The 24,234-nt window shown below is 64.7% G+C and carries 23 protein-coding genes; 10 read left to right on the top strand and 13 right to left on the bottom strand.

What is annotated here, in order from left to right:
• Window positions 1-83: 83 nt before the first annotated feature.
• Both ACSU1L_RS08880 and ACSU1L_RS08875 read left to right on the top strand, forming a co-directional pair.
• Entirely contained in the window at window positions 84-458 is a 375-nt protein-coding gene (locus tag ACSU1L_RS08880) for a DUF485 domain-containing protein (RefSeq protein ID WP_438252498.1), read from the top strand.
• A complete protein-coding gene (locus ACSU1L_RS08875) occupies window positions 458-2,071 on the top strand; it encodes a solute symporter family protein (RefSeq protein WP_438252497.1) in 1,614 nt (537 codons plus the stop codon). Before ACSU1L_RS08880 ends, ACSU1L_RS08875 begins: the two co-directional genes overlap by 1 nt.
• 113 nt (window positions 2,072-2,184) lie before the next feature.
• Here the strand turns inward: ACSU1L_RS08875 and ACSU1L_RS08870 are convergent, their stop codons facing one another.
• On the bottom strand, window positions 2,185-2,574 hold the full coding sequence (locus tag ACSU1L_RS08870; protein WP_439255479.1) for a hypothetical protein: 390 nt from the start codon (window positions 2,572-2,574) through the stop codon (window positions 2,185-2,187).
• Between ACSU1L_RS08870 and ACSU1L_RS08865 the strand changes: the two genes are divergently transcribed.
• From ACSU1L_RS08865 to ACSU1L_RS08855, 3 genes are all read left to right on the top strand, one after another.
• Window positions 2,573-2,737: a hypothetical protein gene (locus ACSU1L_RS08865; protein ID WP_438252495.1), complete on the top strand. Its 165-nt coding sequence runs from the start codon at window positions 2,573-2,575 to the stop codon at window positions 2,735-2,737. The two genes, ACSU1L_RS08870 and ACSU1L_RS08865, sit on opposite strands and share 2 nt — an antisense overlap.
• Window positions 2,738-2,932: 195 nt before the next feature.
• The gene (argG, locus tag ACSU1L_RS08860) at window positions 2,933-4,363 is read left to right on the top strand and encodes an argininosuccinate synthase (protein ID WP_439255477.1); all 1,431 of its coding nucleotides are present in this window, start codon (window positions 2,933-2,935) and stop codon (window positions 4,361-4,363) included.
• 240 nt (window positions 4,364-4,603) lie between these two features.
• Window positions 4,604-7,249 (top strand): penicillin acylase family protein, encoded by a 2,646-nt coding sequence (locus ACSU1L_RS08855; RefSeq protein ID WP_439255476.1) that lies wholly within the window; start codon window positions 4,604-4,606, stop codon window positions 7,247-7,249.
• A gap of 3 nt (window positions 7,250-7,252) precedes the next feature.
• Here ACSU1L_RS08855 and ACSU1L_RS08850 read toward each other — a convergent pair whose 3' ends face one another.
• A complete protein-coding gene (locus ACSU1L_RS08850) occupies window positions 7,253-8,014 on the bottom strand; it encodes a GntR family transcriptional regulator (protein WP_439255475.1) in 762 nt (253 codons plus the stop codon).
• A 237-nt stretch (window positions 8,015-8,251) separates the two neighbouring features.
• On the opposite strand from ACSU1L_RS08850, the gene ACSU1L_RS08845 reads away from it, so the two are divergent.
• Genes ACSU1L_RS08845 through ACSU1L_RS08825 form a run of 5 tightly spaced genes read left to right on the top strand, consistent with a single transcriptional unit; the run spans window position 8,252 to window position 12,148 of the window.
• On the top strand, window positions 8,252-9,160 hold the full coding sequence (locus ACSU1L_RS08845) for a transporter substrate-binding domain-containing protein (protein ID WP_439255474.1): 909 nt from the start codon (window positions 8,252-8,254) through the stop codon (window positions 9,158-9,160).
• A gap of 19 nt (window positions 9,161-9,179) precedes the next feature.
• Window positions 9,180-9,914 (top strand): ectoine/hydroxyectoine ABC transporter permease subunit EhuC, encoded by a 735-nt coding sequence (gene ehuC / locus ACSU1L_RS08840; protein ID WP_439255473.1) that lies wholly within the window; start codon window positions 9,180-9,182, stop codon window positions 9,912-9,914.
• Window positions 9,911-10,567 carry an ectoine/hydroxyectoine ABC transporter permease subunit EhuD gene (ehuD, locus tag ACSU1L_RS08835; protein WP_438252489.1) on the top strand — a complete coding sequence of 219 codons (657 nt, stop codon included), beginning with the start codon at window positions 9,911-9,913 and terminating at the stop codon, window positions 10,565-10,567. Before ehuC ends, ehuD begins: the two co-directional genes overlap by 4 nt.
• 16 nt (window positions 10,568-10,583) lie before the next feature.
• A complete protein-coding gene (gene ehuA, locus ACSU1L_RS08830) occupies window positions 10,584-11,366 on the top strand; it encodes an ectoine/hydroxyectoine ABC transporter ATP-binding protein EhuA (RefSeq protein ID WP_438253054.1) in 783 nt (260 codons plus the stop codon).
• Between the two features lie 17 nt (window positions 11,367-11,383).
• Window positions 11,384-12,148, top strand: coding sequence for an alpha/beta fold hydrolase (locus ACSU1L_RS08825; protein WP_439255472.1), 765 nt, complete (start codon window positions 11,384-11,386; stop codon window positions 12,146-12,148).
• Window positions 12,149-12,297: 149 nt separating this feature from the next.
• Here ACSU1L_RS08825 and ACSU1L_RS08820 read toward each other — a convergent pair whose 3' ends face one another.
• The 11 genes from ACSU1L_RS08820 to ACSU1L_RS08770 all read right to left on the bottom strand — a co-directional run bounded on the left by ACSU1L_RS08820 (window position 12,298) and on the right by ACSU1L_RS08770 (window position 24,152).
• Window positions 12,298-13,620, bottom strand: coding sequence for an MFS transporter (locus ACSU1L_RS08820; RefSeq protein ID WP_439255471.1), 1,323 nt, complete (start codon window positions 13,618-13,620; stop codon window positions 12,298-12,300).
• 106 nt (window positions 13,621-13,726) lie between these two features.
• Window positions 13,727-14,596, bottom strand: a complete 870-nt coding sequence (locus tag ACSU1L_RS08815) for a hypothetical protein (RefSeq protein ID WP_439255470.1) — start codon at window positions 14,594-14,596, stop codon at window positions 13,727-13,729.
• Between the two features lie 241 nt (window positions 14,597-14,837).
• Complete coding sequence (gene mnhG / locus ACSU1L_RS08810) at window positions 14,838-15,227, bottom strand: monovalent cation/H(+) antiporter subunit G (RefSeq protein WP_438252484.1); 390 nt, start codon at window positions 15,225-15,227, stop codon at window positions 14,838-14,840.
• Entirely contained in the window at window positions 15,224-15,493 is a 270-nt protein-coding gene (locus tag ACSU1L_RS08805) for a monovalent cation/H+ antiporter complex subunit F (RefSeq protein ID WP_438252483.1), read from the bottom strand. Before ACSU1L_RS08805 ends, mnhG begins: the two co-directional genes overlap by 4 nt.
• A complete protein-coding gene (locus ACSU1L_RS08800; RefSeq protein WP_439255469.1) occupies window positions 15,490-16,062 on the bottom strand; it encodes a Na+/H+ antiporter subunit E in 573 nt (190 codons plus the stop codon). The genes ACSU1L_RS08805 and ACSU1L_RS08800 overlap by 4 nt, the downstream gene beginning before the upstream one ends.
• Window positions 16,059-17,618: a Na+/H+ antiporter subunit D gene (locus ACSU1L_RS08795; RefSeq protein WP_438252481.1), complete on the bottom strand. Its 1,560-nt coding sequence runs from the start codon at window positions 17,616-17,618 to the stop codon at window positions 16,059-16,061. The genes ACSU1L_RS08800 and ACSU1L_RS08795 overlap by 4 nt, the downstream gene beginning before the upstream one ends.
• The gene (locus ACSU1L_RS08790) at window positions 17,615-18,178 is read right to left on the bottom strand and encodes a Na(+)/H(+) antiporter subunit C (protein ID WP_438252480.1); all 564 of its coding nucleotides are present in this window, start codon (window positions 18,176-18,178) and stop codon (window positions 17,615-17,617) included. The genes ACSU1L_RS08795 and ACSU1L_RS08790 overlap by 4 nt, the downstream gene beginning before the upstream one ends.
• On the bottom strand, window positions 18,178-21,123 hold the full coding sequence (locus tag ACSU1L_RS08785; protein ID WP_439255468.1) for a Na+/H+ antiporter subunit A: 2,946 nt from the start codon (window positions 21,121-21,123) through the stop codon (window positions 18,178-18,180). The genes ACSU1L_RS08790 and ACSU1L_RS08785 overlap by 1 nt, the downstream gene beginning before the upstream one ends.
• 152 nt (window positions 21,124-21,275) lie before the next feature.
• Window positions 21,276-22,316: a Gfo/Idh/MocA family protein gene (locus ACSU1L_RS08780; RefSeq protein ID WP_439255467.1), complete on the bottom strand. Its 1,041-nt coding sequence runs from the start codon at window positions 22,314-22,316 to the stop codon at window positions 21,276-21,278.
• Window positions 22,313-23,353: a Gfo/Idh/MocA family protein gene (locus ACSU1L_RS08775; RefSeq protein ID WP_439255466.1), complete on the bottom strand. Its 1,041-nt coding sequence runs from the start codon at window positions 23,351-23,353 to the stop codon at window positions 22,313-22,315. The genes ACSU1L_RS08780 and ACSU1L_RS08775 overlap by 4 nt, the downstream gene beginning before the upstream one ends.
• Before the next feature lie 10 nt (window positions 23,354-23,363).
• Window positions 23,364-24,152: a carbohydrate ABC transporter permease gene (locus ACSU1L_RS08770; RefSeq protein WP_439255465.1), complete on the bottom strand. Its 789-nt coding sequence runs from the start codon at window positions 24,150-24,152 to the stop codon at window positions 23,364-23,366.
• Window positions 24,153-24,234 lie beyond the last annotated feature (82 nt).

Genomic DNA, 24,234 nt, shown 5'->3' with positions numbered 1-24,234 from the left:
CCGGTGTCGAGTCGCGCGATAGTTGCCCGACTGCACCACGCAGCGGCCGGGCCCCGCCCGCCATGACCCCCGAAGGAGACGCCATGGGCAACGATGCCTTGAGCGCGGAGAACGAGACGGCGCCACCCGTCGACTACCCCGCGGTGCAGAAGTCCGAAGAGTTCCAACGACTGCGTTCGAAGCATCGAAAGTTCGTCTTTCCCGTGCTCCTCGCCTGCTTGATCTGGTATTTCGCCTATGTGCTGCTGGCCAGTTACGCGCACGACTTCATGTCGACACCCGTATTCGGCAGCGTCAACATCGCGATCCTGATGGGCCTTGCGCAGGTGGTGACCACGTTTGCCGTGACCACCTGGTACGTGCGCTACGCCAACAAAGAGCTCGACCCCATCGCAGCGAACATCCGTGAAGAGATTGAAGCCGACGAGACATTCGCCGACAAGGAGGCGACCCACTGATGTTGCATTTCGAAACCGCCGGCTCCTCGCCCGGCGAGCCCTGGCTGAACATCTCCATCTTCGGCGTGTTCGTCGCGATCACGATGGTCATCGTGTTCCGTGCGAGCCGCAACAACAAGACCGCCGCCGATTACTACGCAGCCGGTCGATCGTTCACGGGCGGCCAGAACGGCTCGGCCATCGCCGGTGACTATCTGTCTGCAGCATCCTTCCTCGGCATCGTCGGCGCGATCGCGATGAACGGCTACGACGGGTTCCTCTACTCGATCGGTTTCCTCGTCGCCTGGCTCGTGGCGCTCCTGCTCGTCGCCGAGCTGCTGCGCAACACCGGAAAATTCACGATGGCCGACGTGCTGAGCTTCCGCCTGAAGCAGAAGCCCGTGCGCATCGCTGCAGCTACCACGACACTCGTCGTGTGCTTCTTCTACCTACTCGCGCAAATGGCCGGTGCTGGCGGGCTTGTCTCGCTGCTGCTCGGCATCGGCGACCAGCTCGGCCAGGCCATCGTCATCACTGTCGTCGGCGCGCTCATGATCCTCTATGTGCTCATCGGCGGCATGAAGGGCACCACGTGGGTGCAGATCATCAAGGCGGTGCTGCTCATCGCGGGTGCCGCAGTGATGACGGTGTGGGTGCTCGCGATCAATGGCTTCAACTTCTCGACGCTGCTCGATAACGCGGTAGCCGCAGCCGGCAACGTCGAGATCCTGAACCCCGGCGTGAAGTACGGCGTCTCGGGTGCCACGCAGCTCGACTTCCTTTCGCTGGCTCTTGCGCTGGTGCTCGGCACCGCGGCCCTGCCGCACGTGCTCATGCGCTTCTACACCGTGCCTACGGCGAAGGAAGCCCGCAAGTCTGTCGTGTGGGCGATCTGGCTGATCGGCACCTTCTACCTGTTCACGCTCGTGCTCGGTTATGGTGCGGCTGCTCTCGTCGGAGCCGACGTCATCGCGGCTGCCCCCGGTGGCCCGAACTCGGCGGCCCCGCTGCTCGCGTTCGAGCTCGGCGGACCGTTGCTGCTCGGCCTCATCTCGGCAATCGCCTTCGCGACGATCCTCGCGGTCGTCGCCGGACTCACCATCACGGCGGCGGCGTCGTTCGCACACGACATCTACGCGAGCGTCGTAAAGAAGGGCAAGCCGGCTCCCGGTTCCGAAATGAAGGTCGCTCGTCGCACGGTGGTCATCATCGGCATCGTGGCAATCATCGGCGGTATCGGCGCGAACGGGCAGAACATCGCCTTCCTCGTGGCCCTCGCCTTCGCAGTGGCGGCATCGGCGAACCTGCCGACGATCGTTTACTCGCTGTTCTGGAAGCGCTTCACGACCAAGGGCGCACTCTGGAGCATGTACGGTGGCCTCGCATCGGCGATCATCCTCATCATCTTCTCGCCGGTCGTCTCGGGTTCCATGACATCGATGCTGAAGACGGAAGACATCAACTTCGCGATCTTCCCGCTCTCGAACCCGGGAATCGTCTCGATTCCGCTGGCCTTCTTCCTCGGCTGGCTCGGCACGGTCCTTGACAAGAGCAAGGAAGACCCCGCCAAGCAGTCCGAGATGGAGGTGCGTTCGCTCACCGGCGTAGGTGCCGAGAAGGCGACTCAGCATTGAGACGCCGCCGGCATAAAAATCTCTCTCTGTGCCGAGTTGGATGAAGAAGGTGGGGCGGATGCTGCGGCATCCGCCCCACCTTCTTCTCACAGGTCACGGACCAAGCTGGTTCTCTATGCGCCCAGCGACAGGCCCGCGACGAGCGCAAAGCCGAGCACCGTTGCCAGGCCTGTCAGCTCCTTCGCCTTGGACTGGGCGTCAGGAACCATCGAGTCAACGAGCATGACGAGCAGCGCTCCGGCGGCGAAGCCGCTGGCTCCAGCGCGGAACTCAGGGCCGACAGCATCCGCCAGCGCGAAGCCCGCGATCGTGGCGATTGCGCCCACGAAGCCGTTAGCCGGACAACTCAGGGATTGATACTCGGGCTGTCCGGCCATGCCCTGTTCGAGACCTACTCCGTGCTGACGAGATTGCCAGGCACCGCGCGAATCAGCCCCGATCGAGTCGTACAGATCATCGAGCGAACTTTCCCTGGTTCCGTCGCTCGAACCCAGAATCGCCATGGAGGCAGTCTCACTCCTCGCAGCCGCGGGAATCGCTGGCGGAGCGGTCTATGACGGATTCGTGGCACTGGCCGCACGGGAATCCGGCATCCGCCTGCTTTCCTGTGACCGGCGCGCCCTGCCGACGTACCAGGCACTCGGAATCGACTTCGACATCATCTGATCTGGCCCACCGGACATGGCTGCGTCGTGAGGGCGTGCCGGATCCCGGATGGATCGGGTCGGCCGCGGCGTGTCCAGCATCCGACACGCCGCATACGCCGCGGGGCGTCTGGGATTTGGGACACGAGCGGATGCCGCGACCGGGCTGATGACGCTCCGGGCGGGGCATACCCACCCGCTGGATAGAATGGAGACCATGTCTAAGGTCCTGCAGTCACTTCCCGTCGGCGAGCGCGTCGGCATCGCCTTCTCCGGAGGCCTTGACACCTCCGTCGCCGTCGCATGGATGCGCGACAAGGGCGCGATCCCCTGCACGTACACCGGCGACCTCGGTCAGCCAGACGAGACCGACATCGAGTCGATCCCCGGGCGTGCGCTCGAGTACGGCGCCGAGATCGCCAGGATCGTCGATGCGAAGACCGCGCTGGTCGAAGAGGGCTTCGTCGCAATGCAGTGCGGCGCGTTCCACATCCGCTCCGGCGGCAAGACCTACTTCAACACCACACCGCTGGGCCGCGCTGTCACCGGCACCATGCTCGTGCGCGCCATGAAAGAAGACGGCGTCGACATCTGGGGCGACGGCTCCACCTACAAGGGCAACGACATCGAGCGGTTCTACCGCTACGGCCTGCTGGCCAACCCGCGCCTGCGCATCTACAAGCCCTGGCTCGATGCCGATTTCGTCACCGAGCTCGGTGGGCGTCAGGAGATGAGCGAGTGGCTCGTCGAACACGGCTTCCCCTACCGTGACGCCGCCGAGAAGGCGTACTCGACCGATGCCAACATCTGGGGTGCGACGCACGAAGCGAAGACCCTCGAGCACCTGAACGTCTCGCTCGAGACGGTCGACCCGATCATGGGTGTGAAGTTCTGGGATCCCTCCGTCGAGATCGAGATCGAAGATGTCACGGTCACGTTCGATGGCGGCCGCCCCGTCGCGCTCAACGGCGTTGAGTACACCGACCCCGTCGCGCTCGTCCTCGAGGCGAACGCCATCGGCGGACGCCATGGCCTCGGCATGAGCGACCAGATCGAGAACCGCATCATTGAAGCGAAGTCGCGTGGCATTTACGAAGCCCCCGGCATGGCGCTGCTGTTCATCGCGTACGAGCGCCTGGTCAACGGCATCCTGAACGAAGACACCCTCGCGACGTACCACGAGCAGGGCCGACGCCTCGGTCGCCTGATGTACGAGGGTCGCTGGCTCGAGCCGCAGTCGCTCATGCTGCGTGAGTCGATCCAGCGCTGGGTGGGCCTGACCATCTCCGGCACCGTCACGATCCGCCTCCGCCGCGGCGACGACTGGACGATTCTCGACACCACCAGCCCGAACCTCTCCTACGGACCCGAGAAGCTGTCGATGGAGCGCGTCGGTGACGCGGCCTTCGGTCCGGTCGACCGCATCGGCCAGCTCACCATGCGCAACCTCGACATCGCCGACTCGCGCTCGCGCCTCGAGCAGTACGCGGGCCTCGGCCTCGTCGGCGGCGCCACGGGCGAGCTCGTCGGACGCGTCACTGCGGGCGAGGCATCCGAGATCTCCGGCTCCGGCGGAACACACGACGCTCTCTCGGACGCTGTCGACTCGGCATCCGAGGGCGCAGCCTTCGATTCCGGCACCGACTGATCCTGTTCGCGGACACACCTGCAGGGAGAGATCACACCTGCAGGGGCATCCGTCGGCGTTTCGCCCTGCGTCCGTGCTTCGGCCCTGCAAATGTGCCGGCGCGGACGCAGGTGCACACGCACATCCGCGCGCAAACCTGACGAAGAGTCCTTCCCCGGATAGGATCACAGAGTGCGTCCCGAAACGTACTCCGGGGGTCGGTGAGACCGAGTCCCACCCTCCTACCCGAAAGAGCTCTCGATGACGACTGAATATCCGGAACCCGACGCGCCGCGCTTCCCCGCTGCGAAGATCGGGCGGATCGCGTTCGGCGTCGTCGCAGCCCTTATCGTGATCGTGGTGATCATCGCCTTCGTCGTCGTGTGGACGATCCAGCGCTCGTTCCCGCAGGCGTCCGGTGAGATCGAGGTCGACGGACTGGAAACAGCCGTCAGCGTGCAGCGTGATGAGCTTGGCATCCCCACCATCACCGCCGACTCCTCGCACGACCTGTTCTACGCACAGGGATTCGTGCACGCCCAGGACCGTTTCTTCGAGATGGACTTCCGCCGTCACGTGACCAGCGGCCGCGTCGCCGAGATGTTCGGTGAATCGCAGGCCGGCACTGACATGTTCCTGCGCACGCTCGGCTGGCGCGATACCGCCGAGCAAGAGGTCGAAGCGCTCGATGAGACGACGCGGGGCTACTACGACGCCTACGCCGAGGGCGTGAACGCCTACCTCGCCTCGCACGACGGCGCAGACCTCTCGCTCGAATATGCCGTTCTCGGAATACAGAACCCCGACTACGAGGTCGAGCCATGGGAGCCGGCAGATTCCGTCTCCTGGCTCAAGGCGATGGCCTGGGACTTGCGCACCAACATCGAGGACGAGACTCAGCGTGCGCTGCTCGTGGCGGATGCTGGCGACGACACCGCCGCCGCGGACAGCCAGGCGCTGCTGGAGAAGCTCTATCCGGCGTATCCCTTCGATAAGAACCCCGTCATCGTCCCGACAATCTCGACCGTTGAACCGCTGGAGGACGGCACGGGCGCAGCCCCCGCTTCCGTCACCACAGACGACGACGCCGATATCCAGACCGCGATCACCACCGTCGAGTGGGCCGAAGCCGACAGCGTCATCGAAGCCGCGAGTCTGCTGATCGGCGACGTGGGCGAAGGCATCGGCTCGAACTCCTGGGTCGTTTCTGGCGAACTCACCGAGAGTGGGATGCCCCTCCTCGCCAACGACCCGCATCTCGGCGCTGCCCTCCCGAGCGTCTGGCACCAGGTACAGCTGCGTTGCTCGACCGTCAGCGCCGAGTGCCCGTTCGACGTCGGCGGATTCTCGTTCTCCGGCCTCCCCGGCGTCGTCATCGGCCACAACAGCCAGGTCGCCTGGGGCTTCACAAACCTCACCACTGACGTCGCCGATCTCTACATCGAGAAGGTCGATGGCGATCAGTACTGGCGCGATGGCGCACTTGTGCCGATGGACGTCCGCGAGGAGACCATCAAGGTCGCCGGCGGCGACGACATCGATCTCACCATCCGCTCCACCGTGCACGGACCGATCATCTCCGGGCTCGTCGACGATTTCACCGCGATCGCAGAGACCCCGGTGGTCGGAACCGGCGGCACTGTCCTCCCCCTCGACGGTGCTCCGGAGATTCCCGCGGGCGACGTCGCGGTGAGTCTGCGCTGGACCGCACTCGAACCCGGAAAAACCGCGTCCGCGATCTTCGCCCTGAACACCTCTCAGAACTTCGACGACTTCCGGCGCGCAGCATCCCTGTTCGATGTTCCCGCACAGAACCTCATCTACGCCGACATCGAAGGCAACATCGGCTACCAGACCCCCGGGCGCCTGCCCATCCGCGGCGCCGGTGACGGCTGGCTTCCGCAGCCGGGCTGGGACAGTGCCTACGACTGGACGGGTTTCATCCCCTTCGAAGAGCTTCCGGTCTCGTACAACCCCAGTTCCGGGTTCATCGTCACCGCGAACAACGCCATCGTCACTGACGACTACGACTACTTCCTCTCGCGCGACTGGGACTACGGCTACCGAGCCGAGCGTATCGCCCACATGATCGAGCGCCGTGCGGCGCTCGCTCCCCTCACCGCACAGGACATGCGCGACATCCAGAACGACAACGAGATGTGGATCGGCAAGAAGCTGGCCACCGCGATGGGCGAGGTCGAAGTCGACGGCGCCGGCCCGCAAGAGGCCGTCGCGCTGCTGCGCACCTGGGACGCCCAGAACAATCCCACATCGGCCGGCGCTGCGTACGCCAACGTGCTGTGGAAGAACCTGGTGATGAACCTGTTCGCCAATCGTGCAGAGCCGCTGCCGCACGACAGCCAGGCGCGACTGTTCCTCGTCGTCGGCGGGATGCTCGATGACCCCTCCGACCCCCTCTGGACGAACGAGCAGATCGACGTCGCGAGCATGGACGAGATGCTGGCGCTGTCAGCCGAGCAAGCCTACGACGAGCTGGTCTCGCTGCAGGGCGAGGCCACCGCACGGTGGAACTGGGGTGGCCTGCACGCCATCACACTCACCAGCGACACCCTCGGATCCTCCGGAATCGCACCGATCGAGATGCTCTTCAACCGTGGCCCCTACCCGGTCGGCGGCGGAGCGTCCGTTGTCAATGCCACCGGCTGGGAGCTCGGCGAGTCCTACGCCACGACGACCGTCCCGTCGATGCGCATGGTGATCGATCTGGCCAACTTCGACGACTCGACGTGGAATCATCTCAGCGGGGCATCCGGTCACGCCTTCCACCCGAACTATGTCGATCAGACCGAGGACTGGGCCGCCGGCGTCCAGACGCCGTGGGCGTTCACTCCGGATGCCGTCGACGAGGCGACCGTCAACACGCTGGTGCTGACGCCGAAGGGCTGAGGTTCAGACCTCTTCGACGAACTCGATAGGCCCGAAAGCGGGTGGCTCTTCATCGGCCGGGGTCTCGACGGTGTCGACACCGTCATCTTTTCCGGTGAGACGCTTGACCGCTTCGCTGAACTGACGCTCCAGCGCAGCGAAGGCGGATGCCGCATCGCCTGCGGCGAGCGCATCGAGCAGTTCCCGGTACGTGGCCGAAACCGACCGGCGGACGGTGTACCCGTTCGGATCGCTCAGGCTGGCGATGCGTGTCTCGATTGCGAGAGTCGCCATGTAGTGCGACAGCCGCCTGCTTCCGGCCGAGTCGACGAGCAACCGGTGAAACTCGATGTCAGCGTCGCCGATGGCGCGAGCATCCGTACCCTCGCTGATCTCGACGAGGTCCGCATAGGACTTTTCCAGGGCATCCAGAGCCGAGGCTGACTTCGATCGGATGATGAGCCGCGCCGCCTGCGCTTCGATCGCCAGACGCGCGTCATAGACGTCGGCGACGTGCTCGGGCCCGATAACGCTGACCCGCATGCCGCGCCCGGGGGATGCTGTCAGCAATCCCTCCTGCACCAGGCGCTGTGTCGACTCCCGCAGGGGGCTGCGGCTGACGCCGAGCTGCGATGACATCTCGACCTCACCGATCGGGCTGCCCACCGGCAGAGCGCCCGTGAATATGGCCTTGCGCAACTCTGCGGTGATGAGGTCGACGGTCGATGGACGAGCCACCCGGACCATGGAGATCGGCGATACCGCGCGAGGGGTGTGTGAGGCCATGTGCATCCCTTCCAGCCGTCGCGCAAACCGCGAACATCTCATTGTCGATCCTCAGCGCCCAGAAACGAAGCCGACGCAAGGTTTTCCAGTCTGCCGCAAGATCACGGTTTTGTATAACTGTAGACAATCTGCGGTTCTGACTGTACATCGCTCGACAGATTCCATAGTCTGGGGCACGGTTACGGCGGCTACGCAGCCCACCGACCTACGACATTTCATACGGAACGCGAGGAAATCATGACCAAGCGAATGACGCGACTCGGCATCGCCACAGCTGCCATCGGAACACTGACCGTCGGCCTTCTGGCCGGATGCGCCTCGGATGGCGGCGGCACTTCCGGCGACGGCGGGGGCAGCGAAACCATGACCACGCTTGAGAAGGCGCAGGAAGAGGGCACGATCACCCTCGCGATCGCGTCCGAGCAGCCTTACTCGTGGGTCGAGGATGGCGAGCCGACCGGCGCCACCATCGCGATGCACAAGGAGATCTTCGGAAACCTCGGCATCGACGACATCAAGATCGAAGAGGTCGACTGGAACTCGCTCATCCCCGGTCTCGCCGCGGGCCGCTGGGATGTCGTCAGCGCCGGTATGTCGATCCTCCCCGACCGCTGCGCCGAGGCCGCGTTCAGCGATCCCGAGATCATGTACACGACCACGCTCGTCGTGCCCGCTGGCAACCCGAAGGGCCTGAGCGACCTCGACTCGATCGCCGCAGCCGGCGACGTCACGCTCGCCGTGCAGTCCGGCGCGATCGAAGAGGGCTACGCCGCGGACCTCGGCATCGCCGGCACCGTGACGGTCGACAGCGCGACTGCAGGTATCGAGATCGTGCAGTCGGGACGTGCGGATGCTTTCGCTCTGACCGCCGTGTCGATGAACTGGATGACCGAAGGCATGGATGACGTCGAGACCACCGGCGCATTCGTGCAGGAGATCGACGGTGTCGAGCAGATCGGTGCCGGTGCCACCGTGTTCCGCCAGGAGGACACCGAGCTGCTCGAGGCATACAACGCGGAGCTCGCGAAGATCACCGCCGACGAGGCGACCTACCTCGATCTGGTTGAGCCCTTCGGCTTCACGGCCGAGAACCTGCCCCCGGCTGACCTGACCACCGAGCAGCTGTGCTCGGGCGAACTCGGCTGAGGCGCCAGCATCCACTGACGTGACTGAGAACTTCGAAGCGCTCTGGAGGGCGCTGCCCTATCTCGTTGATGGGGTCATCATCACCCTGCAGCTGACTGCGGGCGGTGCCCTCCTGGCCATCATCGTCGCCATCGGCTTCGGCCTGCTGGCACGGTTCGAGAACATCTTCCTGCGGGGCATCGCCCGCACCGTCATCGAGCTGTTCCGCGGAACCTCGCTGCTGGTACAACTGTTCTTCTTCTTCTTCGTGCTGCCTCTCCCCCCGTTCAACCTCGAGCTGCCCGCCGTCTTCACCGGCATCCTGGCCCTGGGTTTGAACTACGGCGCCTACGGTGCCGAGGTGGTGCGCGGATCGATCAACTCCGTCCCTGCCGGCCAGTGGGAGGCGACGACGGCATTGAGCTTGTCGCGCACCCACCGGATGTGGCGCGTGATCTTCCCCCAGGCGTGGGCGCTGATGCTTCCCTCACTGAACAACCTGCTGATCCAGCTGCTGAAGGGAACCGCCGTCGTGTACTTGATCACGATCGTCGATTTCACCGCCGAGCTGAATCGACTCCGCGTACAGACTGACGTCTTCTTCGCCTACACGCTCGGTCTTCTCGTGTACTTCGCGATCGCCTACGTGCTCACGCTCGCCATGAATGCACTGGAGACGCGCGCGAAACATCGCCTCGGATACGGCGGCAAGTGGTCGGATGCGATCATGAACACGCCGATCCCGGATGCCAAGGGGGCGGGCCAGTTCGGATGAACGATTTCTGGAGCTGGGAGCACGCGTCTGCGGTGCTCCCCGAGCTACTGCTCAAATTCTTCACCGTCACGCTGGTCGTGACGATCATCGGCAGCATCATTGCCGCCATGCTCGGCCTGATCATCGCACTCGGGCGTCGTACCGCGCCGCGACCGGTGGCTGCCGTGATCACCCTGCTGATGAACTTCATCCGCATGACGCCGCTCGTCGTGCAGCTGCTGTTCGCCTATTACGTGTTCACGAGCGTGCCTCCGCTCGTACTCGGAACAATCATCATCGGCATCCACTACGCCACCTATATGGCCGAGGTCTACCGGGCCGGCATCGACGCGGTGCCGCCGGGTCAGTGGGAGGCGACCACAGCATTGTCGATGTCGCCCGGTCGCACCTGGATGGCTGTGATCATTCCGCAGGCGCTGCGCGCGACTCTGCCGGCGCTCAGCAACTACGTGATCTCGATGTTCAAGGACACCCCGTTCCTGATGGTCATCACCGTGACCGAACTCGTCCGCCAGGCACAGCTGTACGGCGGCCAGAACTTCCGCTACGCCGAGGCGATCATCCTCGCCGGACTCATCTACCTGGTGGCGAGCCTTCTGAGCTCGGTGCTCGCCAGGCGATTGGAGAAACGTCTTGAATACACCACCGCTTGACGCCCACACCGGCGCGATCACACTGGACGACGGCGATGTGCCGGCGATCCAGTTCAACAGGGTGGAGAAGCGATTCGGCGACCACGTCGTGCTGCATGACCTGGACTTCACCGTGCGCCGCGGGGATCGGGTGACCCTGATCGGACCGAGCGGCTCGGGTAAGACGACCATCCTGCGCCTGGTGATGACGCTGGAGGAGGCGAACGCGGGTTACGTCCTCATCGACGGCAGCCCTCTCACGCACTATGAGAAGGACGGTAAGCGCGTCGAACTGAAGGAAAAGCACAAGAACGAGATGCGCAAGCGCATCGGCATGGTCTTCCAGCAGTTCAACCTGTTCCCGAACATGACCGTGATCGAGAACATCATCGAGGCACCCGTGCACGTGCTCGGACTCTCCAAGCGGGAGGCCATCAAACGCGGACGCGCGCTGCTGGAGAAGGTCGGGCTGCCCGACAAGGAGAACGCGCATCCCACGCAGCTGTCCGGCGGGCAGCAGCAGCGCGTCGCCATTGCGCGGGCGCTGGCGATGGAACCGGAGATTCTGCTGCTCGACGAGGTCACCAGTGCCCTCGACCCCGAAGTGGTCGGGGAGGTGCTGAACATCCTGCGTGATGTCGCCCGCGACACCGATGTGACCATGCTGATCGTGACGCACGAGATGCAGTTCGCGCGCGATGTGTCCAACCGGGTGCTGATGTTCGACAGTGGACGAATCGTCGAAGAGGGCGCGCCCGAGCAGATGTTCAGCGACCCGCAGGAGCAGCGCACCAGGGACTTCCTATCCGCGGTGCTCTAAGGCGTTAGGGTCAAGACGTGCCAGAACGTCTCCTCGCCCCTGAAGGTATCCCTGCATCGGTCGTCGAGTTCGACCATGGCGGAGCAACACTCATCGCCGAAGACTTCGGCACCGGTGCGCGACCGTATGTGCTCATCCACGGCATCGGCATGGGGCGCAGCGTCTACCTCGACTTCATCGAGCGCCTGCCCGGACGCATCATCGCGCTCGACCTGCCGGGCTTCGGGGAGGCCCCGGAGCCATCACGGACGCTGACTATGGCGCGCCATGCCGATCTGATCGCGGCTTATCTGCGCAGTGCTGGAGTTTCGGATGCCGTCGTCATCGGCCATTCGATGGGCAGTCAGATCGGGGCCGAACTGGCAGCGCGGCATCCCGACCTCCTCGACGGGCTGGTACTGGCCGGGCCCACGGTCAACAGCGCGGCACGCAGCGTATGGGAGCAGGCGACGTACCTGCTGCGAGACCTTATCGGCGAGCGACCCATCGTGCTGTGGCGCGGAGCACGCGAGTACCTGCGCGGCGGGCCGCACCTGGTCAGGAAGATCCGCGCGACGGTGGTGCACGAGCCGGAGAAGGCGTACGCGAAAGTGAAGTGCCCGGTGCTGGTGGTGCGCGGCGCGCATGACCCGCTGGCTCCGGTGTCGTGGTGCACCGAGATCACCCGGCTCGTGCCCGGACGGGCGGAGCTGCGGGAGATCCCCGACCACGGCCACGGCACGCTCATCAGCGACGCCGAGCTCGCCGCCGAGATCATCACGGAGTTTGCCCGCTCGCTCTGAGGTGGGGTGGCGTGGCGGGGCTGCGACTGGGGCTGCGGCTGCGGCTGCGGCTGCGGCTGCGGCTGCGGCTGTGTGTCCGCGCACAACTCCTGAAGAATTCCCGAGATTAGTGGTGCAGGGGCCCCAGCGACCCCGACCTGGCCTGTTTCTCAGGAGTTATGCACGCGGGGTGCCGCTGCGCGGCGTGCGATCGCGGCAATTCCGAGCGCCGCGCCCAGGAAGATCACCGCGAGAATGATCCATCCGACGATTCCGAGCTCGATTGCCGTTGCATTGACCAGGATCGGCGAGGCCAGGGCCGAGAGGGAGAAACCCATACCGAAGACGCCCTGGTAAGCGCCCGCTCGCTTCGAATCTGCCAGCTCGAAGCTGAGCCCCCAGGCACCGGCCTGGGATAGCACTTCGGCGAACGTGTGCGTGACCGCGGCGATGATGAGCACCACGATCGCGAACCAGGCGGGAAGACCGGCCGACAGTGCGTAGACGATACACGCAGCCGCCATCAGCCACCCGGCGATCATGGTGACGCGCCCCGCGGTACGGATGTCGTGCGTGCCGCGAGACATCGGCACCTGGAAGATCACCACCAGCGTGGTGTTCACGATCAGGAGGATGGCCACGGTCACCTCGGGGGCATTGGTTGCCGTCGTGATCCACAGCGGCATCCCCACTTCCGCCACCCCGAACTGCATCCCGAACATCGCTGAGAGCAAGGTGAGCAGGAGATAGCGCCGATCACGCCAGGGCGAACGCCGGTTCCAGTCGCGACGCGATTCACGTGCGCTCCGCTCCGACGCTGCCGTGTCGATTGAGCCGGTCTCGGTGTGCACCGGCTCGACGGCGCCGCGCGCAGGTGCGTCCACGTGCGCAGGCAGGCGAAGCAGCGCCATTGCCCCGAGCACTCCGAGAACGCCGGCAGCGACGATAACGCTCCGATACGCCACGGCCGTGCCGATTGCGAGAGCGATGGCCGCTATGCCGGCACCGAGGGCGATGGAAAGGTTGGTGATCGTGCGCAGCACTGCCCTGGCGTTCACGCGCTTGTCCGGTGAGAGGCCGCGAGCAATGATCGCCGAACGCGAAGAGTGGCCGAGCGTGTCAAAGAAGTTGCCGACACACGCGATGATGAGCGCACTGACGAAGTCGCCGACGAAGGCGTAGCCGATCAAGAAGATCGCGCCGAGAAGTTCAAACGCGAACGTCAGTCGCCGGGCGCTCCAACGGTCGGCCAACCACCCGCCGAGCAGCGAGGCGAGAACACCGCAGGCGCTTGCAACCGCGAGCACGATGGCGGCCTCTGTGCCGCTGAGTCCGATGATCTGCGTGAAGAACAACACGGTGATGGCGAAGAACACCCCGCGCCCGATCCGCGAGACCGCGGTTGCTGTGACGAGGGCGCGGAGCACGGGATCTTCCAGGCTCGTACGCACCCATGCGCCGAGGCGGACGAGGGGGCTTCCTGCTGAATGCACATGCCATCCTCGCATGGCCGCCGATCCCGTGCACAACTCCTGAGAAACGGCGGATGCTCGCGCGTGGCGGCTGTTTTTCGGGCCAGATGCCGGTACTTCTCAGGAGTTATGCGCGACCCGGATTGATGAACTTCGGCCCGAGCGCAGCGATGATGTCCACCAGCTGTCGGCGCACGTTCGTGGAGTGCCAGAGAACGTCGCCGGCGAGGGGCCGAACGGTGACATAGCCGAGCTGGGCAGCGGCGATGTCTCTGTCTCGATCCTCGACCTGCTTCTCCCAGCCCTCGTGGAACTCCTTACTGTCGCACTCGATGATGAGCCAGCCGTCCACGATGAAGTCGACGTAGCCCACACCCGGTAACAGAACCTGAGTTTCGTAAGTCACTCCCAGGGAGCGCAGTATGAGCCGCATGAACGTTTCGGGGCCGGAGGCAGCGGAGGCATCCACGAGGGGAAGAAGCGCCCTGAACCGATCGGGCAAGTCGGCGAAGAGCTCGACGAGCTGCTCGTACGTCATCAGCCCGTGATGAACGATGCTGTCGAGCGTTGCCAGTGCCGCGCGGGGCGTCTGGCAGCGGATCGCCTGGCGCACAGCGTCGTGGAACGGAACCACGTGTTTCTGACAGGCGTCCTCAGACCAGCGCCCCCAGTGCAATCGCGTCGATTTACTCTTCTTCGTGCGGATGCGCGACATCAGCGGCGGCACATGGACGTGCAGTCCGGACACTTCCAGCACGAAGATGCCGATCATCTGCAGCAGCGAGAGGCACGAGATCCGACCGCCGATGCGCACGGCCTCGGCCACGTCGGCAGAGAGATCTGGCCGGGCGTAGTGGTTGCGCCGCAGGCGCAGCAGGTGCTTGTAACGAACTGCTGCTGTGATGTCATTGCCGGTCATCCCCGCCGCGTGAAGTTCCGCGCGCGTGGAGATGACCGGCCGATATGCCTCGAAGTACTTCTGCCTCACCGTCTTCATAACGACACGATGGCGTGCGGCGCGCCGCGCGGGCGGGTTATCCACAGGCTTTCGGTGCCACTTCGGCCATCGGCCGATTGTGCAGAAGGAGTCGCCGCGCGCATAACTCCTGAAGAATCACCGCTGTGCGCGCGAAACCGTGCGTTTCAGGCCACTGAGGCCATGTTTCTCAGGAGTTGTGCGCGGGAAAAGGGGCGCAGCGACGCACCGGCAAAGCGGCACACCCACACCAGCCCGCCAACTACCCCGCGGCGGGCGGCGTCTGCTTCGATTCGGCCAGTTCGTCCACGACCAGGCGGCGTTCCTCGGCGGTGCCGTTGCGATACGCCTGGCGTCCGACAATGTGCGCCGAAAGCGGCGCCGTGGCGAACTGCATCAGCACGATCGGCGCGACAAGAGCGATTCCCAGCAGAATGCCGCCGATCGAGCGCTGCGACACGGCGACGGCCAGGCAGATCAAGATGACCCCGAGCACCTGGGGCTTGGTGGCCGCATGCAGCCGAGAGGGCACGTCGCGGAAGTGCAGCAGCCCGACCGCGGCAGACAGGCACAGCAGCGCTCCGAGCAGGATGAGCACGAGCACCGCCACATCAATGACGGCATCCGGAATCACAAAACCGAGCACGTTCATGTCGTCGTGTTGTCCCTTCGCGCGACGTAGCGGGCAACGGAGATCGATCCGAAAACGCCGACCGCGGCGATGATCAGCATCACCGGGATGCTGCGGGTGTGCCCATTGATCGCCATCTCGGCGCCCAACACGCACATCACCTCGGTCAGCAGCACATCGGATGCCACGGCACGGTCAAGAATCGACGGGCCACGGATGATCCGAACCACCGTCAGGATCGCGGCAAGGCCGAACACGACGAGGATCAATATCATCAGGATGCTCATCGTCCACCTCCGGTGCGTTCGTCCTCTTTCAGCGCACGATACTGCGCCGGACTGCCCAGCGCACGCACGATCCGCTTCTCCCACTGCAGGATGCCGTCGCGCGTGGCGTGCGCTTCAGCCAGATTGCGCACCCCGATGATGTGCAGATAGAGGATGCGGCGATGCCGATCGGTTTCGACCACGAGAGATCCAGGGATGAGCGACGAGGTGACCGAGACGTGCGTCATGATCAGGTCATCCGCATACTTCAGCGGCACCGCGATGATCGCCACACCCGGTTGGCGTCGGAAATCGAACACCTGAACCGTGACCGAGACGGCGCCGGCAACCACGGCCCACAGGAACTGCACGACGAACAGGAACGCGTACCAGAGGTTGATGCGTCCGGACAGTTCGATGGTCGGGAGGCGAAAGACGCGGGTGACGAAGACCGCGACGATGAATCCGGTGAGGAAGGACAGTACCGTGAACTGGCTCCACAACAGCATCCACAACAGGATGAGCCACGCCAGGAACGGCAGCTGCGCCCACAGGTCGCGCGCGAGGCTGCGCGGTGTCTGCGGGCTCACGACTCGACCTCCTGTTCGAGCTGAATGAGGTTCACCGGCTGCAGCAGCGAGGCGCCGATGCGATCGCACAGCGCATAGAGGGGCCCGGCGAAGATCGTCAGCATCAGGGTGACGCCGACCATTCCCGCGGTGGCAACGGTCATGATCCGCGGGATGTGGCGGCGTTCCTGCTGCTCGTCGGCTGCGGGTGCGTTGTCGAGGTAGGAGATGCGACGGTCAGCATCGGTCTCGGTCGAGTCCGCTTCTTCGCGCCAGAAGGCGAGATTCCACGCGCGCATCAGAGCGTAGAGGGTGAGCAGCGAGGTGATGATGCCGCTGAAGATCAGCACCATCATCAGTGGTGTGCCCACGGATGCCGCGGCATCGAACAGCGCGAACTTTCCGATGAAACCGGAGAACGGCGGCAACCCGCCCAGGTTGATTGCGGGGATGAAGTACAGCACCGCCAGCAGCGGCGCAATCTTCAGCAGTCCGTTCACACGCAGAATCGATGTGCTGCCCGCTCTTCGTTCAATGAGCCCGACCGCCAGGAACAGGGTCGTCTGCACGACGATATGGTGCACGATGTAGTACACCGTCGCACCGATCGCGGCGGGGGTGGCGATCGCCAGGCCGAAGATCATGTAGCCCACGTGACTGACCAGCGTGAACGAGAGAATTCGTTTGAGTTCCGCCTGCGCCACCGCACCGAGCACGCCGATCACCATTGTCGCCATCGCGACGATCAGCAGGAGCGTATTGATGCTGTTTTCGGCGAACAGTTGCGTCTCGGTACGGATCAGCGCGTAGACACCGACCTTGGTGAGCAGCCCGGCGAAGACGGCCGTGACCGGTGCAGGCGCGGTCGGATAGGAGTCTGGCAGCCAGAACGACACCGGGAAGATCGCGGCCTTGATGCCGAAGGCGACCAGCAGCATCAGGTGCAGCACCAGCTGCGTCTCCTGCGGCAACTCGCCCATTCGCTCGGCGATCTGCGCCATGTTGACCGTGCCCAGTGCCCCGTAGATCGCGGCGATCGCGGCGAGGAACAGGATCGACGACACCAATGAGACGACGATGTAGACCGCGCCCGTGCGGATGCGCGACTCGGTGCCGCCGAGCGTGATCAGCACATACGACGCCACCAGCAGGATTTCGAACCCCACGTAGAGGTTGAACAGGTCACCGGCGATGAAGGCGTTGAAGATACCCGCGGCGAGGATGAGGTAGGAGGGGTTGAAGATCGAGATCGGCGTCTCATCCGACCCGTCTGCGGCACCCTGGCCGATCGAGAAGAAGAGCACTGCGAGCAGCACGACGCTCGAGATCAGCACGAGCAGCGCGGCCAGCCGGTCCACGTAGAGCACGATGCCGAAGGGCACCGGCCAACCGCCGACCGAAACCGCGAGCGGTGTTCCGCCGTCGACGGCAATCAGCAGCATGGCGGCGATGATCGCGACCGCGACGAGGCTGGCGACAGTGACGAACACCTGCAGTCGCGGGCTACGACCGAAGACGAGGGTGATCGCCGCGCCCAGCAGCGGCAGGGCGACGAGAAGGGGAACGAGCGCGGTCATGTGCGGTCTTCCTCCCCCTCGGTCGTTGCGTCTGTCGAAGCGTCCGGCCGCGAAGGCTCTGAGTAGAGCCTGTCTATCGGCGCGTCATCCTGAATCGAGGGATGATCACGCATGTTCAGCACGGTGATGGGGGCGGTGCGCACGTCCACGAAGTCGGTGGTGGCGTCATCGTCGCTGGTGTCGTCTTCGTCATCCATGACGTCTTCGTCTTCATCCGTGCGCTGGCGCAGGGCGATATCGGCCTCGTCGTCTTCAACGGTGTCGGCCTGACCCAGCTGCCAGGAGCGGTAGATGAGCGCCAGCAGGAATGCCGAGACGGCAAAGGTGATCACGATGGCCGTCAGCGTCAGCGCCTGCGGTAACGGGTCGGTGACATCGGTCTCGCCGTAGAACGGTGCGTTTCCGGGGACGCCCATCACGATCAGCAGCAGCAGGTTGGTGGCGTTGCCCAGCAGCAGGAAGCCGATCAACACGCGGGTCAGGCTGCGCTCGAGCATGGCGTACACACCGGCGGCGAACAGCACGGCCATCACGAGGATCAGAGTGAGCGAGACATCCATCAGCGACTCACCCCCCGTACGCGCATCTCCTGCGCCTGCTTATCGACTTCAGCGCCGAGACTGCGCAGCACATCGAGCACGAGACCGATTACGACCAGGTATACGCCGACGTCGAAGATCGTCGAGGTGACGAACTCCATGTGTCCGATCAGCGGAATCTCCCACTCCCAGAACGTGCTGGTCAGCGGCGAGAGTCCGAAGAACAGCGGCATGACGGCGGTGCCGACGGCCAGGATCAATCCAGCACCCAGCAGGCGTCCGGCATCCGCGGGTGCGGCCGCGCCCAACTCCCACCGTCCGCCGGCGATGTAGCGCATCACCAGGGCCATGCCGGCGACCAGACCACCGGCGAAACCGCCGCCCGGGCCATTGTGGCCGGCGAACAGCAGGTAGATCGAGACGACGATGATGGTGTGGAACAGAATGCGGACGATCACCTCGAGCAGAATCGAACGATCCTCGGGCTTCATCTGCTGCCCCCCGACGAGCCAGGCGCGCGGGTTGCTGCGGTTCTCGGCGGTCTGGAAGCGGATGCCGTCGGTCGTTTCCACCAGTGGCGCGATGCGCACCTTCCGCTTAACGCGGCGGGGCAGGGACGGACGCTGCGAGAGCATGTCGGCGCGATGGGTGACGAACACGAGGGATGCCACGCCCGTCGCAGCCAGCACGAGAACCGACAGTTCGCCCATGGTGTCCCAGCCGCGGAGGTCGACGAGCGCGACATTGACGACGTTCTTACCGTGTCCGAACTCGTATGCGAGTTCGGGGAAGCTGAGCGAGATCGGCGGGGCGGTGCGCGCTTGAGTGGCCACGACAGCGACGAACGCCATCGTGACGCCGACGCCGATCGCCAGCACAGCGCGCGGGATGCGAGAGACCGAGGCGTTGTGCTCCCCCATGCGCGACGGCAGACGACGCAGCACCAGGGCGAACGTGACCAGGGTGACGGTCTCGACGAGAATCTGAGTGAGGGCGAGGTCGGGCGCCCCGCTGGTCGCGAACAGCGCGACCATGCCAAGGCCGGTCACCGAGACCAGCACCACTCCGGTGTAACGCTTGCGTGCTTGCACAGCGACCACCGCGGCGATCGCCATGATCGGGGCGACGGCAAGCTGCGTCGGCGTGTGCCACGCAGAGAGGTTCAACCGATCGAGGTCGGTGGCGAGCAGCGCAGTGGTTTCCGCCGCGACGAAGACCACGAAGATCGTGCCGACGTACACGGGCAGCGAGCCACGCTGGGTGAGACTGGTGGTGATGACCGAGAGTCGGTCGATGCCGCGCATGACAAGTGCATACACGTCCGCGGCGGTGAACTTCAGCACGCGCGGCCGGCGGTCCCAGCCGGTTCGGCGGGTGAGCAGGAAGATCCCGACACCGAGCAGTATCGACGCAACAGAGATACCGAGTGCCGGCTCGAAGCCGTGCCAGAGGGCGAGATGCCCCGGGCCTTCGACGGCCTGGCCGGCAGCATCCAGACCCGGGCTCGCCGTGACCGCATAACCGTGCAGCGCGACGTCCACGGCCGGAGCGCCGATGCCTGCGGCGACCGTGAGGCCGGCGAGGATGATGGGGGCCGAGAGGAAGCCCACCGGCGGGTCGGGCCAGACAGTGTCCGGCATCCGCTCGCCACGGTCATCGCGCTTCTTCCAGAACGCACCCCACAGGAAGCGCGCGCCATATGCCGCAGTGAGCATAGATCCCAGAATCACGCCGATCAGTGCGACGAGTCCCCACGGTGATCCGCCCACCGCGTCGTCGAGCAACGCGGTCAGCGCCGATTCCTTGGCGACGAACCCGATCGTCGGCGCGATGCCGGCCATCGACGCGACCGAGATGAACGCGGCCGTCGTCATCACCGGAGCCTGCCTGCCGACGCCGGAGAGCTCGGTGATGTCTCGAGTGGACAGCTGACGGTCGATGACACCGACGATGAGGAACAACGCCGACTTGAACAGGGCGTGGCCGATGACCAGTGCCAGTCCAGCCAGTGCCGCCGCTTGCGTGCCATAACCGACGACGACGGTGAAGAACCCGAGCTGGCTCACCGTGCCGAAGGCAAGAATGCGCTTGAGGTCGGTTTCACGCAGGGCCTGCACCCCGCCGATGAGCATCGTGAAGACGCCGAGCGATATGACGATCGGTCGCCACGCGTCAGACAGCGCGAAGATCGGTGCGAACCGGGCGATCAGGTAGATGCCGGCTTTCACCATCGCCGCGGCGTGCAGATAGGCGCTGACCGGGGTCGGGGCAGCCATGGCGCCGGGAAGCCAGAAGTGGAACGGGAAGATCGCCGACTTGCTCAGCGCACCGACCAGCAGCATCACGATCGCGGCATTGACTATCGGTCCGGTTGGCGCGAGCTCGAGGATCTCGATGATGCTCGACGTGCCGGTGTCAACGACCAGCAGCACGACGCCGACGAACATCACCAGGCCGCCGAGGGTCGTCACCAGCAGCGCCTGCAGGGCCGCACGACGGCTGGCTGCACGGCGGCGATAGTGACCGATGAGCAGATAAGAGAGGATGCTGGTGACTTCCCAGAACATCACGAGGATCACCAGGTCATCAGTAAGAACCAGGCCGTACATCGCCCCCGCGAAGCCGAGCAGGACTCCCGCGAACTGACCGACATCGACGGTGTCGTCGAAGAAGTACCAGCGGCAGTACAGCAGCACGAGTGCTCCAACGCCGGTGACGATCAGCGTGAGCACCCAGCCGAGCACATCCATGTGCATCGAGAGGTTGAGCCCGAGCTGCGGAATCCACTCGACCGACTCGAACGGGGTTGGATCTGCGGCCAGAACCTGCGGTGTCATGACCAGTGCCTGGACAAATGCCGCAGCGGGAATAAGAGCGGCAATGGCGAAAGCCCGTGCTCCGAGCCAGCGCACCAACGCGGGAAGGATGAGAGCCCCGAGAAGGAACACAGCGAGGAGCACTAGCATTCGCGGCTCCTCAAATGGCTCGTCGGCCTTGCGGCACTGGCGGGCAGGGGTTTTTCACAGTTTACCCGGCGCGGCGGCGTGCGAGTCCCCATCAGCGGCCCGCCGCCGATGGGGACTCGTCCGGTTCGCGCCCCAGACGGGTCAACCTCCGCTCAGCGGATCGACACCGGTTCACCGGAGCGCGCAGAGCGGCGTGCGGCATCGACGATCGACAGCGTACGCAGACCGACCTGCCCGTCGGGCTGGGGAATCGCGGCGGGTGCGCGCCCGGTGGCGGCGGGGCCGGTGCTGCGCACAGCTGCGAGGAATTCATCCACCATGAGAGCGTCGATATCGGTTGCGTAGCCGAGGCGAATGCCTCCCTCGACGCCTACACCCCCGACATGCTCGGCAAACGGCTCGACCTGCACAGAACCTCGGGTGCCGGTGACCTCCAGAGTGACTCCGCCCCAGGTCGGTGCGTTGTCGGGCTGGCTCCATGAGCAGTCGATCGTTGCGATGAGTCCGTTGTCGTAAGTGATGGTGACCAGTCCGCCGGTCTCGACTTCGACGTCCTTCTCCGAGTGCAGAATCGAGTTCGCAGCGGCGTACACCGTCTCTGCGCGCGCTCCGCCGGTGAGCGCGTCGATCAAGTCAGCGCAGTGGACGACATGATCGACGAGAGCACCACCTCCGGACAGCGCGGGGTCGGTGAACCACCGCCGTGAGTCGATCGGGATCTTGCCGTTGTTCGTTCCGACGATCGCGAACAGCTCGCCGAGCGCACCGGCATCAACGTGATGACGCAAGGCCGTGAATTGCGGGGCAAACCGAACTGGATACGCGATCATCAGGATCACCCCGGCTGCCTCGCATGCGGCGATCATCGCTTCGGCATCCTCGACCTCGGTCGCGATCGGCTTCTCGCAGAGGACGTGGACTCCTTCTGCCGCCGCCCGCTCGACGAGTGCGCGATGATGGACGTTCTCGGTCGTGACGATGAGCGCATCGGGGCCCCAGCTGAACAGCGCGTCATAATCGTCGACGTACTCGACGCCGAGCTCCGCGGCCAGCTCAGCGCCACGCGGTGCGGCATCGGGTGCCGTGCGCCCGTCCGGGTCGCTGACGAGCAGTTCGACGCCAGCAGTGCCGAGCAGGGTCTTGACGTAGCCCGCCGCGTGCACATGAGCGAATGACGCAATACCAACCTTCACGCGGTCTTCTCCTCGATTGTGCTGAACTCCGACATCACAATGACCTTCCCGCTCTCCAGCGACCGCTGGGCGGCTTCGGCGAGGTAGACCGCGACAGCGCCGTCCTCGGCGTTCACTCGCGGCGCCGGGCCACCGTTGAATGCCGCGGTGAACTCTCGGATCTCGCCGAGGTACGGACTCTCCCGCAGCTGAGTCGTCGGGATCGTGAGTCCTTCATCATCCGCGTCCTGCAGCTCGAGCGTGAGACCGCTGTTCTCCAGGGAAGAGTAGCTGATGACCCCGTCGGTGCCTGCAATGGAGAACCCGGTCTTGAACTTCGTGCCCGTCGCTGCCCAGGTCGCGTGGACGTGCGAGATCGCGCCGCCCTCATGGGTCAGCGTGACGTGCGCGGAGACGAAGGGCGCGATGACGCCGTCGACGGTCGGCGGATTCTGCACGGCATAGACGGTGACGACTTCGCCGCAGATCCAACGAGCCTGATCGAGATCATGCAGCATCAGATCCATGATCACGCCACCAGAGAGCGCCACGTCCTGGAACCAGGTGCCGATCGCCGGGCTCGATGCCTCTCGGTGGAATCGTGCGACCGCGACGCGGCCCAGTCGTCCGGCCGTGATCGCTCGATGCGCAGCCTCGTAGGGCGCGGTGTAACGCACCACATGTGCCGGGTATATCTGCACCCCCGCCGCCCTCGCCGCCTCGAAAACCGCACGAGAGGACGCGGCCGTGAGCGTCAACGGCTTTTCGCAGACGATGTTCTTGCCGGCCGCGATCGCGGCGAGCGCGATCGACTCATGCGTCGGCGTCGGCGTCACAATGTCGATGATCGAGGCTCGCTCGAGGACCTCTTCGAAGGAGTCGACTACCTCCAGGTCGAAGCGCTCTGCGAGTTCTTGTGCACCGTCGATGGAGTGCACGAGGACATGAGCTCCCAGCTTCTTCCACGCCGACGCATGCACCTGAGAGATGCCGCCTGCGCCGATGAGGCCGATGACAAGATCAGGGAGGTCGGATGCCACGGTATCCGGATTCTGCATGGACTGCTTTCTATTTGAGGCCGCTGAAGGCGATGCCCTCGACAACACGGCGCTGAAGGATGATGAAGGAGATGAGCACGGGTGCCATCGCAAGAAGGGATGCCGCCATGAGAACTCCGGTGTGGATGCTGGAACGATAACCCTGCAGCGTCGCGAGTCCGACCGACAGTGGCATCGATTCCGGCGTGCTGGCGACGACCAACGGCCAGAGCAGATCGTTCCAGGAGGCGAGAATCGTGATGATCGCCAGTGAGACGAGCCCTGGCTTGGCAAGCGGCAGCATCACCCGCCAGAAGATCTGCCAACTGTTGCACCCATCCAGACGCGCTGCCTGCTCGAGCTCCATCGGCATTGTCCGGAAGAACTGCACCATCAGGAATGTCCCAAAGGCGCTGAAGAGCCCTGGCAACGCGATGCCGAGGATCGTGTTCAGCAGGCCGAGGTTCTGAATGATCTGGTACTGCGGGATCAGGTATACCTGGCCCGGAACCATCAGGATCGACAGGATGACGCCCAGCAGCAGCCCCTTGAAGCGGAACTGCATCCGAGCGAACGCGTATCCAGCCATCGCGCAGAGAATCACCTGTCCGGCAGTGCGCAGCAGCGTGATCGCCACCGAGACCCAGAACTGACTGAGGAACGGCAGTCGCTGGAAGACCTCGACGTAGTTCTCCCATTCCACCCCCGACGGCCAGAAGTTCGGCGGCACCGACATGATCTCCGCCTCGGTGGAGATCGACAGCTTGATCTGCCAGAGGAACGGGAACAGCATCACGAGAGACGCGATGATGAGCACCACGTGGGCAACCCGATTACTGCCTTGACGCCCGCCTGTCACACGTCGCGGCGGTGCGGACAGGCTTCGTCCTGTCACAAGAGCC

Origin of the sequence: Microbacterium sp. A94 (assembly GCF_051842855.1) — a bacterium.
In the GTDB taxonomy this organism is placed as follows: Bacteria; Actinomycetota; Actinomycetes; order Actinomycetales; family Microbacteriaceae; genus Microbacterium.
The sequence above is the reverse complement of the archived record's forward strand: the minus strand, read 5'-3'. Positions and strand labels throughout refer to the sequence as shown.